At 61.6% G+C, this 10,300-nt stretch carries 12 protein-coding genes; 9 read left to right on the forward strand and 3 right to left on the reverse strand.

Translation table 11 applies throughout. The features are described from left to right. Window positions 1-41 precede the first annotated feature (41 nt). From EOA85_RS17455 to EOA85_RS17465, 3 genes are read right to left on the reverse strand one after another with little or no spacing between them, the layout of a single operon-like run. Entirely contained in the window at window positions 42-1,259 is a 1,218-nt protein-coding gene (locus EOA85_RS17455) for a GNAT family N-acetyltransferase (RefSeq protein WP_127210550.1), read from the reverse strand. A 42-nt stretch (window positions 1,260-1,301) separates the two neighbouring features. Next, window positions 1,302-2,030, reverse strand: coding sequence for a glycerophosphodiester phosphodiesterase (locus EOA85_RS17460; RefSeq protein WP_127210551.1), 729 nt, complete (start codon window positions 2,028-2,030; stop codon window positions 1,302-1,304). 7 nt (window positions 2,031-2,037) lie between these two features. Beyond that, the gene (locus tag EOA85_RS17465) at window positions 2,038-2,502 is read right to left on the reverse strand and encodes a RidA family protein (RefSeq protein ID WP_127210552.1); all 465 of its coding nucleotides are present in this window, start codon (window positions 2,500-2,502) and stop codon (window positions 2,038-2,040) included. A gap of 137 nt (window positions 2,503-2,639) precedes the next feature. Between EOA85_RS17465 and EOA85_RS17470 the strand changes: the two genes are divergently transcribed. From EOA85_RS17470 to EOA85_RS17510, 9 genes are all read left to right on the forward strand, one after another. Then, entirely contained in the window at window positions 2,640-3,470 is an 831-nt protein-coding gene (locus tag EOA85_RS17470; protein ID WP_029352783.1) for a cell envelope integrity EipB family protein, read from the forward strand. Window positions 3,471-3,668: 198 nt separating this feature from the next. Continuing rightward, window positions 3,669-4,967, forward strand: a complete 1,299-nt coding sequence (locus EOA85_RS17475) for a hypothetical protein (protein ID WP_127210553.1) — start codon at window positions 3,669-3,671, stop codon at window positions 4,965-4,967. Between the two features lie 72 nt (window positions 4,968-5,039). Then, a complete protein-coding gene (locus EOA85_RS17480) occupies window positions 5,040-5,318 on the forward strand; it encodes a DUF4031 domain-containing protein (RefSeq protein WP_029352779.1) in 279 nt (92 codons plus the stop codon). A 206-nt stretch (window positions 5,319-5,524) separates the two neighbouring features. Then, window positions 5,525-6,322 carry a 30S ribosomal protein S2 gene (gene rpsB / locus EOA85_RS17485; protein ID WP_127210554.1) on the forward strand — a complete coding sequence of 266 codons (798 nt, stop codon included), beginning with the start codon at window positions 5,525-5,527 and terminating at the stop codon, window positions 6,320-6,322. Window positions 6,323-6,439: 117 nt separating this feature from the next. Further along, entirely contained in the window at window positions 6,440-7,363 is a 924-nt protein-coding gene (gene tsf / locus EOA85_RS17490; protein ID WP_127210555.1) for a translation elongation factor Ts, read from the forward strand. A gap of 296 nt (window positions 7,364-7,659) precedes the next feature. Next, window positions 7,660-8,382 (forward strand): UMP kinase, encoded by a 723-nt coding sequence (gene pyrH / locus EOA85_RS17495; protein ID WP_127210556.1) that lies wholly within the window; start codon window positions 7,660-7,662, stop codon window positions 8,380-8,382. Between the two features lie 123 nt (window positions 8,383-8,505). Then, entirely contained in the window at window positions 8,506-9,060 is a 555-nt protein-coding gene (gene frr / locus EOA85_RS17500; protein ID WP_036267909.1) for a ribosome recycling factor, read from the forward strand. A 32-nt stretch (window positions 9,061-9,092) separates the two neighbouring features. Continuing rightward, window positions 9,093-9,824 (forward strand): isoprenyl transferase, encoded by a 732-nt coding sequence (locus EOA85_RS17505; RefSeq protein ID WP_095520395.1) that lies wholly within the window; start codon window positions 9,093-9,095, stop codon window positions 9,822-9,824. Then, on the forward strand, window positions 9,821-10,300 hold a 480-nt coding region (locus tag EOA85_RS17510), incomplete at its 3' end, for a phosphatidate cytidylyltransferase (protein WP_164759717.1). The genes EOA85_RS17505 and EOA85_RS17510, both read left to right, overlap by 4 nt.

The following is a 10,300-nucleotide window of genomic DNA, read 5'->3' on the forward strand; positions in this document are numbered from 1 at the left end:
GTGTTAGAGCATGCTTTGTGCGTCCAATTGGACGCGTCGCCCTAACCGTCCGCCAGATCCTTGCGGAACGGCGTGTGCTCTTCAAGATAGTCGCCCATCCGCTCCACTTCGCGCCGCTCGCGCCTGAGATAGTCGGCGACCGCGTTGCGCAAGCCGGGATGCGCGATGTAATGCGCCGAATGCATGGTCACCGGCCTATAGCCGCGCGCCAGCTTGTGCTCGCCTTGCGCGCCGGCTTCGACCACTTTCAGCTTACGGTCGATCGCGAAGTCGATCGCCTGGTGATAGCAGACCTCGAAATGCAGGAACGGATGGTCTTCGATGCAGCCCCAGTTGCGGCCGTAGAGCGCATCGGAACCGATGAAATTGATAGCGCCGGCAATGTAGCGTCCATGGCGCTTGGCCATCACCAGCAGGATGTCGCCGGCCATGCGCTCGCCGATCATCGAGAAAAACTCGCGGTTGAGGTAGGGCCGCCCCCATTTCCTGCTGCCGGTATCCATGTAGAAGGCAAAGAAGTCGTCCCAGATCCTTTCGGTGAGATCCCTGCCGGTCAGCCAGTCGATCGAGATGCCGTGGGCGAGCGCCTCGCGCCGCTCCTTCTTCATGGCCTTGCGCTTGCGCGACGCCAGAGTGGCGAGAAAATCGTCGTAGGTCGAAAAACCTTCGTTGAAGAAGTGGAACTGCTGGTCGGTGCGGTGCAGGAAACCCGCCGCTTCCAGCGCCCCAACATCCTTCTGCTGCGCGAAGGTTACGTGCGCGGAAGAGACGCCGAGCTTGTCCGTCACCGCCTTCAGGCCTGCTGCCAAGCCGGCTTTCACGGCGCGACTGTCCTCGCCCTTGTTGACCAGCAGGCGAGGACCGGTGACCGGCGTGAACGGCACGGCGCATTGCAGTTTTGGGTAGTAACGCCCGCCGACGCGCTCGAACGCGTCGGACCAGCCGTGATCGAAAACATACTCGCCCCGGCTGTGCGATTTCAGGTAGCAGGGAACGGCACCGAGCAGTTTTCCCTGCGCTGTCTCCAGCCTGAGATGATGGCCCCCCCAGCCGGTGCGCTGCACGGCGCAGCCCGAATCTTCAAGCGCGCTCAGAAAAGAGAACGAAACTAGGGGGTTGTAGCCGTTTTCTCTATCGCCGCGTGCGGTACCGCCGAGGCCATCCCATTCCGCGCAGGTGAAGGCTCCGATGCCGGAGGCAACCCGGATCGCATACGCTCCATTCGCCGTTTGCCCGTCGCCTTCATCGCCTTGATCCATGAGGCTTATTTAAGCTCCGTGCCGGTCCATGCAAGCTCGGTTTCAAGCGACCTGTACAAGATCGGGTTCGAATCCTTCGAATGTCATTTGGTCGGCATATCTAAAGGTCAGGTCGACCGCCGGTTGGTCGAGCACGGTCCAGGTGATGACCGGCATTTTGAGCCTTTCGCGCACGAAACTGACAAACCGGTTCGGCAAGTCGCCGGCGGCGTAGGAGGCGAAGGCGATGTCGTGCGCCAGCATGGCGAAATGCGCCTCGATCAGCTTGACGTCATTGCCGTAAGCGGTCAGCCCGCCCGGAATGCCGGGCGCGTGTTTCGGGAAATCGCGGATCAGCCAGTGGTCGAACGACATGATCGCCGCCTTGCCCTTGTAGTGCTTGAGCATCTCGCCAACGCTTTCCACCAGACCTTCGTCCTGGCCGGGGACCCCTTTCAGCTCGACGACCATCGGCACACGACCATCGACCAGGTCGAGTGCCTGCTGCAGAGTCGGTAGATGGTCTGATGTGCCGCCAACCCTGAGCGCCGTCATCTCCGCTGCCGTTCGCTGCCAGACGAAGCCGTCCTGGCCGGTCAGCCGCTTCAGATCGCTGTCGTGAATCACGACCGGGATGCGGTCAGACGACAGATGCACATCGCATTCGATCGCATAGCCGCGTTCGGCTGCCGCGGCAAAGGCGGAAAGCGTGTTCTCCCACCGCGTCTTGTTCATGTCGTGGAGGCCGCGATGGGCAACGGGTCGGGCGGTCAGCCAGGAAAGATCGGTCATGACTGGCTCATTCGACTTCGAAGATGGCTTCGATTTCCACTGCGGCATTAAGCGGCAGGGAGGCGGCGCCGACGGCGGAGCGGGCATGTTTGCCGTGATCGCCGAGCACTGCAACCAGAAAATCCGAGGCGCCGTTGGCAACCAGGTGCTGTTCGACAAATTCCGGTGCCGAGGCGACGAAGACGGTGATCTTCACCACGCGGCGGATTTTCTCAAGATCGCCAAGGGCTGCCTTGGCCTGCGCCAATATGTTGATTGCGCAGTATTTTGCCGCTTCCTTGCCGCTTGCGGTGTCGACATCGCGGCCGAGCAGTCCGCTCACCTGCAGCTTGCCCTCGCTGAGCGGCAGCTGTCCGGCGGTGAACAGCAGATTGCCTGACCTGGAATAGGGCACGTAATTGGCGGCGGGCGCGGCTGCGACCGGAAGCGTCACGCCGATTTCGCTTAGCCGCTTTTCGATTGTTTCGCTCATGGTATTTCCCTATTGCTTGATGACGCCGGGCAGGCCGGGCCGAAATTGCTATTTTTGCCTCGCTTCCGCCACGACTTTTTTTAAGCTGGATCCTCTTTCCTGCGGCCTGCCATCAGGCGCGATGATCGGAGCCCCTCATGCGCGCAACACGCCTCGCATTCCACGCTGTCCTGCTGCCAGCGGTGTTCTCGATGGCGCCGGCTTTTGCCGTACCGGCGCTGCAAGCGCATCGCGCGGTTTACGATCTGAGCCTGGACAAAGCCTCCGATCGCTCCGGCATTACCGGCATTTCCGGCCGCATGGTCTATGAGTTCAACGGCTCACCTTGCGAAGGCTACACGGTGAAGTTCCGCTTCGTCACCCAAATTGCCACTAACGACAATGCAACAAAGCTGACCGACCAGCAGACGACCACTTTCGAGGACGCCGAAGGCAAGACGTTCTCGTTCGTGACAAAATCCTTCGTTGACCAGAACCTCGACAAGGAGGTGAAGGGCACCGCGACGAAGGAGACGAAGGGCCTCAAGGTCGACATCGACAAGCCGGAGAAGAGCAGCCTCGAACTCGCTGCCACCCAGTTTCCGACCCAGCATCTGGCCGAACTGATCGACAAGGCCGAAAAGGGCGAAAATTTCTACGAAACCAACCTGTTCGACGGCTCGGAAGATGCCGACAAAGTGATGACCACCACCGTCGTAGTCGGCAAGAAAGCCGATGCCGACAAAGCTGATCCGGAAGCGCCGGCATTGGCGAAACTCGCCACCGACAAATACTGGCCAGTCGACATTGCCTATTTCGACGGCACCGACAAGTCAGGCGAGGAGGTGCCGGAGTACCGGATCAGCTTCAAGCTGCATGACAACGGCATCACGCGCGACCTCGTCATGGACTATGGCGAGTTCTCGATGACCGGCAAGCTGGTCAATCTGTCGTTGTTCGATCAGTCGAAAGCCTGTCCGCCGAAATAGGCTTCAGGTTAACCACGCCCGCAAGGCGGCGCCTACAGCGCCGCGCGTTCTTGGCCGCGCAAAGGACGCTGTAGCACTTTGATTTTGCGCATGATCCTTTCCGAAAATCGATTCCGATTTGTGGGGTCATGCGCCATGACTTGAACACGCCGCAATTGCATCTCAACTTCTACGCCGATGGGTCGATCGGGGGGTGGGTTGAGCAGAATCGATGTGTTCGTGGCGCCGAGGCCCAATCCGGCGCTAATCAGGATCATGACTGTAGTCAACCGGGTTGTCATGCTGCATGGCATTCCCGGGTTTCGCGACCTGTTGCCGTTCAACCGCCTGGCCGGATTGCGCGGCGTCGCCAATGTCCGTCATATCGACTTTCCCGACGACGACCGGCAGCGGCTGAAGGCCTGTTGCGGCGCCGGCAAGGCGACGTTCATCACGCCCAACCATCCGGAATTCTTTACCGACTGGATGATCGACAAGGAGATCGTCTCGCAGGTCAGTCCGCTCGCGGCATCCTGGGCCACGCATGGCGTCGTCAACGGCCTCGGCCGGATCATGCAGAAATTCTGGCTGGCCAACAATCTGATCGCCCAGATTCCCGGCAACAGTGGGGCCGCCAAGGAACACTCGATCGCCTGGGCGCTGAAAGGGCATGGTGTTCTCTTGCATCCCGAAGGCGGCGTCGGCTGGCATGCAAATGTCGTCGGTTCGCTCCTTCCGGGGGCGGTCGAGATGGGGTTCGAAGCGCTTAAGCGCGGTCGCGCCACGGATCAGGATTGTAGGATTTGGATCGCGCCGGTTGTCTGGAAGCTCGCCTTCACCAAAAATGTCGAGCCGGCGCTGGCGCAGGAATGCGCGTATGTCGAGAAGAGCCTGAAGATCGAGCGCCGTGCCGCCGATACGCTGCCGGAGCGCGTCCACCATGTGTATGCGACGTTGCTGTCGCGCGATGAGATTGCCTGTGGCATGGCGCCCGACGAACGGGCTTCGTATGCAGCGCGTCAGACGCAACTGCTGCTCGAATTGAGTCGGCGCCTGGGGGAGGGCATTTCGTTCGATCCCGGCGCCAACGAGATCGCCGAGCTTTTGCGCCGGTCGCGCCGCTGGCTGCGGGAAAACACCGGCGACGCTGAGAGACAAAAACAGGTCCGCACGCTGGCGGACACGATCCAGCGTCTCCAGCGCGTCGGACCGTGGGCCTCAGTTAACTCGCGCATCACGCAAGAGGAGATCGCCGAGCATCTGAAGCGCGTCCGCAACGACTATTGCAAGGGCACGCTGCGCGACACGATCAATCGCTTCGTGCCGCAGCCGGCCGGGCCGCGCTGCGTGCATATCCGGGTGCCGGAACCGTTGGGATTGCATGCCTTTCGGGGCTCGATCGACGATGCGCTCGCCGAACTTCACAGCCGTATGCAGGCGGCTGTCACCACGTCAGTAGCCGAACTCGAAGCCGCCGGCGGCTTCATTTTCTATCCGAATCCCTTTTATCATCGCTAACGTTTGGATCTTGGCCCCAGGTGAACTGCGGCTCCGCTGGTCGGCGCAAGATGAAGGAGTGCGGCAAACCTCATGGCGGTGTATGTCGACGCGGCGATCTGGAAATGGGTCGGCCACCGCTGGTGTCATCTGCTGGCCGACGACACCGACGAGCTGCATCGTTTTGCAGCACAGCTCGGCGTCAAGCGCTCGTCCTATCAGGGGCCGCCGAAGACATCGGCGCCGCATTATGACATAACCGGCTTCGAGCGCGACCGCGCGGTGCGGCTAGGCGCCATCGAATGCAGCCGCGAAGAGATCGTTGCTGTTTTCCGACGTGTCCGCGTGCCGAAGGGGAAGATACGCCCATAGCCCGGGTGCGCTGATCGCCGCATGCTGAGCCGCAAGACACCGCAGCGCTTGCGTTTGTCGCGCATCCCCTCTATATGCGCGCTCATTCCACACACGGACTTTGGTGTCTGCCCGGGAGAAATCCGGCTGAAACCTCCGGTGGCGTTCGAGGACAAAGTCCAGAAATGCCTGTGTCCGTGGAGGCTAACCGGAAAGGATACTCAAGAATGGCTCTGCCTGATTTCAGCATGCGCCAGCTTTTGGAAGCTGGCATTCACTTCGGCCACCAGACTCATCGCTGGAACCCGAAGATGGCGCCCTATATCTATGGCGCCCGCAACAACATCCACATCATCGACCTCTCGCAGACGGTGCCGCTGCTGCACCAGGCGCTCAAGCAAGTTTCCGACACCGTCGCCAAGGGTGGCCGCGTGCTGTTCGTCGGCACCAAGCGCCAGGCGTCCGACATCGTCGCCGACGCCGCGCAGCGCTCGGCCCAGTACTATGTCAACTCCCGCTGGCTCGGCGGCATGATGACCAACTGGAAGACGATCTCGAATTCCATCCAGCGCCTGCGCAAGCTCGACGAGATGCTGGCTGGCGAGGCCCAGGGGCTCACCAAGAAGGAGCGCCTCAACCTCGATCGCGAGCGCGAGAAGCTCGACAAGGCGCTGGGCGGCATCAAGGACATGGGCTCGACGCCCGACCTGATGTTCGTGATCGACACCAACAAGGAAGCGATCGCCATCCTCGAGGCCAAGCGCCTCGGCATCCCGGTCGTCGCCATCATCGATTCCAACTGCGACCCGGACAAGATCGATTTCCCGATCCCCGGCAATGATGACGCGGCCCGCGCCATCCAGCTCTATTGCGATCTGATCGCCAAGGCTGCAATCGACGGCATTGCTCGCCAGCAGGGCGCGCTTGGCGTCGACGTTGGCGCTTTGGCCGAGGGCCCGATCGAGCCGGCACTCGAGCCGACGCCGACCGCCGAGACACCGGCTGCCCAGACACCGGAAGCGTAACAGGGAAGGCCGGTTTCGGCCTTCATCTTTCTCATATTCTGGCGCGCTAAGCGCTGGCGCCAGGCGCATCATCGAGGACCGGTGGTGCGTCGGTGCATTTTAAACAAAGAGGCGACAATGAGTATTTCGGCTGCACAGGTCAAAGAACTCCGCGACTTGACCGGCGCGGGCATGATGGACTGCAAGGCGGCGTTGAACGAGACCAACGGCAACATGGAAGAGGCCGTCGACTGGCTGCGCAAGAAGGGCATTTCCAAGGCCGATAAGAAGGCCGGCCGTACCGCGGCCGAAGGCCTGATCGGTGTCGATTCCGGTATCCGCGAGGCGGCGGTCGTCGAGGTCAATTCTGAGACCGACTTCGTTGCCCGCAACGCCGCCTTCCAGGATATCGTCGCCAAGGTCGCCAAGGTCGCGCTCGCCTATGGCGGCAAGACCGAGGCCGTCGCAGCCGCCCCGTATCCGGGTTCCGACAAGTCGGTTGCCGACACCATCAAGGACGCTGTCGGCACTATCGGTGAGAATCTTGGCTTCCGCCGTTCGGCCAAGCTCACGGTCGAGCACGGCGCTGTCGCGACCTACGTCCACAATGCGGTTGCCGACGGCCTTGGCAAGCTCGGCGTGCTGGTCGCCATCGAGACGACAGGCAACGCGCAGGCCGCCAACGCCTTTGCCCGTCAGGTCGCCATGCATGTCGCCGCCACCAACCCGATGGCGCTGACGACGGAGCAGCTCGATCCGGCCGCGGTCGAGCGCGAGAAGGCGATCTTCGCCGACCAGGCGCGCCAGTCCGGCAAGCCGGAGGCGATCATCGAGAAAATGGTCGAGGGCCGTCTGCGCAAGTTCTACGAAGAGGTCGTGCTGCTCAAGCAGGCTTTCGTGCTCAATCCCGACATCACCGTTGAGAAGGCGCTGCAGGATGCCGAGAAGGAAATCGGCGCACCGGCCAAGATCACTGCTTATCTGCGCTTCGCGCTCGGCGAGGGCATCGAGAAGGAAGAGACCGATTTTGCGGCGGAAGTCGCGGCGGCGGTCAAGAAGTAAACCGCACCCCATCTTTCTGAAAAGACTTATGGCCGGGTGTCCGCGAGGATGCCCGGCCGATTTCTTGCGCGGTGCGCCCGGCGACAGGCCGGCTGGCCATCTGCCGGATCTGCTCATGCCCGGATCTGCTCATGCAAGGTGCATTTGCCGGCGTAAGCTAAGGCTGGAAGAGAGTTTTCCGGTTCGGGCGCCGCGTGACATCGCGGCGCCCTTCGTGTATCGGAACCCAATGTTTCGGGGCAGCGCCTGCGCGGCGGCAGCCCGCTGCGCGTCACACGCATGATAATGAGGACCAGATGACGGTGAAGCCCCTCTACCGACGTGTCTTGCTGAAAGCATCTGGCGAAGCGTTGATGGGCGAGCAGCATTTCGGCATCGACGTGTCGGTAGTCGATCGCATCGCCGCAGACATCGCCGAGGCCCGCGCCCTGAGCATCGAGGTCGGCATCGTCATCGGCGGCGGCAACATCTTTCGCGGCGTGGCGGTTGCGTCCAAGGGAGGTGACCGGGTCACAGGCGACCACATGGGCATGCTCGCCACCGTCATCAACTCGCTGGCGCTGCGCACTTCACTGAACAAGATCGGCGTCGACGCGGTGGTGCTGTCGGCAATCGCCATGCCTGAGCTTTGCGAGAGCTTTTCGCAGCGTCAAGCGACCGCCTACATGAACCAGGGCAAGGTCGTCATTTTCGCCGGCGGCACCGGCAATCCTTTCTTCACCACCGATTCGGCCGCGGCGCTGCGCGCGGCAGAAATCGGCGCCGATGCGCTGTTCAAGGGTACCCAGGTCGACGGCGTTTATTCGGCAGATCCCAAGAAGGACCCGAATGCGACCCGCTTCGAGCGCATCAGCCATGGCGAAGTCATAAGACGCGGTCTTTCGATCATGGATACGGCCGCGATTGCACTTGCGCGCGAAAACAACATCCCGATAATCGTCTATTCGATCCACGAGAAGGGTGGTTTCGGTGATATTCTGAGGGGCGGCGGCCGTTGCACGGTCGTCACGGACGACTGATCGGGAGCCCGATCCCGAACCGAAGGTTTCCCGTAGGCGAAAAGCGGGAACCGGTTTTCGGATTGAGGCTTGAATACGGGATTACCCTGAAGTGAACCCGGCTAACGGGTCGAGGAGACGATGATGAGTGGCGAATACGATGATCTCAAACGGCGCATGGACGGGGCGATCGCTGCGTTCAAGCACGATCTGGCTTCGCTGCGGACCGGCCGCGCTTCGAGCAACCTGCTCGACGCGATCCAGGTGCAGGCCTACGGCACCACCATGCCGATCAACCAAGTGGCAAACGTGTCGGTGCCGGAGCCGCGCATGATTTCGGTTTCGGTCTGGGATAAGTCGATGGTCGGCGCGGTCGATCGCGCCATCCGTGAATCCAATCTCGGCTTCAATCCGATCGTCGATGGCACCAATCTCAGAATTCCGCTGCCCGAGCTCAACGAACAGCGCCGCAAGGAACTGGTCAAGATCTCGCACGGTTATGCAGAGAATGCCCGTATAGCCGTGCGCCACGTGCGCCGGGACGGCATGGAGTTTCTCAAAAAGGCGGAAAAGGACGGCGATATAAGCGAAGACGATCATCGCAAGCGGTCCGACCAGGTTCAGAAACTCACCGACGAGACGATCAGCACCATCGACCATCTGCTTTCCGATAAGGAAGCTGAAATCATGCAGGTTTAGGGTCTGGCCACTGCTGGCTCGAAAGCGAGAACATGACAAGCCCCGCGCATGTCGCGATCATCATGGACGGAAACGGACGCTGGGCCAAGGCGCGTGGCTTGCCACGGCTTGCTGGGCATCGTGCCGGCGTCGAGGCGCTGCGCAACACGGTGCGCGCCGCTCCTGGCCTTGGCATCTCGTTCCTGACTGTCTACGCCTTCTCGTCGGAAAACTGGTCGCGGCCGAAGTCCGAAGTCAGCGACCTGATGGGCCTGTTGAAAATCTTCATTCGCCGCGATCTCGCCGAACTGCACCAAAACGGCGTGCGGGTCAGGATCATCGGCGACAGGGCAGGGCTGCAGCCTGACATCAGGACCCTGCTTGAAGAGGCCGAAACCCTGACCGTCCGCAACGACGCGCTGACCCTGGTCATCGCTTTCAACTATGGCGGACGCGACGAGATCGTGCGCACAGCGCGCAAGCTTGCCTCGGCGGTGGCGCGCGGCGAGCTCGACAGCGAGGCGATCACGGCCGAATCCTTTGCCGGCTCTCTCGACACCCAGGGTATTCCGGATCCGGAACTGGTCATCCGTACCAGCGGCGAGCTCAGGCTGTCGAATTTCCTTCTGTGGCAAGCGGCCTATAGCGAGCTTGTCTTCCTGCCTTGCTACTGGCCCGATTTCAGCCGCGAGCATTTGGCCGACGCATTGCGCGACTTTGCCAGTCGCGAGCGCCGTTTCGGCGGTCTGGGCGCTCAAGACGTCGCCGTGACGGCCAAGGGATGAGCAACCTCCAGCTTCGGGTTATTTCTGCCGTCGTGCTTGCGGTCGTCACACTCAGCCTGACCTGGCTGGGCGGACTGCCCTTCCGGTTGCTTTGCGCGGCCATGACGATTCTGATCTTCTACGAATGGTCACGAATGTGCCGCCCGGTTGCCGCCACGGGTCTTGGTTTTCTGCCGGAAGCGCTGCTTCTGGTTTTCGTCGGCGGTTTGGTCGCCGGCTTGCCTGCGTCATGGCTTCTGCTTCTTGTGGCAGTGATGGTCGTTGTCACCGTGGTCGTGGGTTCGATGCGCCAGACTTCGATGCGCCAGGCGGGACAGTGGGACGCGTCCGGCCTTGCCTATGCCGCCATTTCCGGACTGTCACTTGCTCTTTTGCGTGACGGCGATCATCCCGGCCTCGTCGCCATTCTCTTCCTGTTCGCGGTGGTTTGGGCGACCGACATATCAGCCTATTTCGTCGGCCGCGCTGTCGGCGGT

Origin of the sequence: Mesorhizobium sp. M5C.F.Ca.IN.020.29.1.1, from assembly GCF_003997375.1 — a bacterium.
In the GTDB taxonomy this organism is placed as follows: domain Bacteria; phylum Pseudomonadota; class Alphaproteobacteria; order Rhizobiales; family Rhizobiaceae; genus Mesorhizobium; species Mesorhizobium wenxiniae.

What these genes read in the sequence shown, in the direction of transcription:
- EOA85_RS17480 (WP_029352779.1), top strand. Translation starts at nt 5,040, where the DNA reads ATGGCGGTGTATGTCGACGCGGCGATCTGGAAATGGGTCGGCCACCGC.
- EOA85_RS17460 (WP_127210551.1), bottom strand. Translation starts at nt 2,030, where the DNA reads ATGACCGATCTTTCCTGGCTGACCGCCCGACCCGTTGCCCATCGCGGC.
- EOA85_RS17470 (WP_029352783.1), top strand. Translation starts at nt 2,640, where the DNA reads ATGCGCGCAACACGCCTCGCATTCCACGCTGTCCTGCTGCCAGCGGTG.
- EOA85_RS17505 (WP_095520395.1), top strand. Translation starts at nt 9,093, where the DNA reads ATGACAAGCCCCGCGCATGTCGCGATCATCATGGACGGAAACGGACGC.
- rpsB (WP_127210554.1), top strand. Translation starts at nt 5,525, where the DNA reads ATGGCTCTGCCTGATTTCAGCATGCGCCAGCTTTTGGAAGCTGGCATT.
- EOA85_RS17465 (WP_127210552.1), bottom strand. Translation starts at nt 2,502, where the DNA reads ATGAGCGAAACAATCGAAAAGCGGCTAAGCGAAATCGGCGTGACGCTT.
- EOA85_RS17455 (WP_127210550.1), bottom strand. Translation starts at nt 1,259, where the DNA reads ATGGATCAAGGCGATGAAGGCGACGGGCAAACGGCGAATGGAGCGTAT.
- pyrH (WP_127210556.1), top strand. Translation starts at nt 7,660, where the DNA reads ATGACGGTGAAGCCCCTCTACCGACGTGTCTTGCTGAAAGCATCTGGC.
- tsf (WP_127210555.1), top strand. Translation starts at nt 6,440, where the DNA reads ATGAGTATTTCGGCTGCACAGGTCAAAGAACTCCGCGACTTGACCGGC.
- frr (WP_036267909.1), top strand. Translation starts at nt 8,506, where the DNA reads ATGAGTGGCGAATACGATGATCTCAAACGGCGCATGGACGGGGCGATC.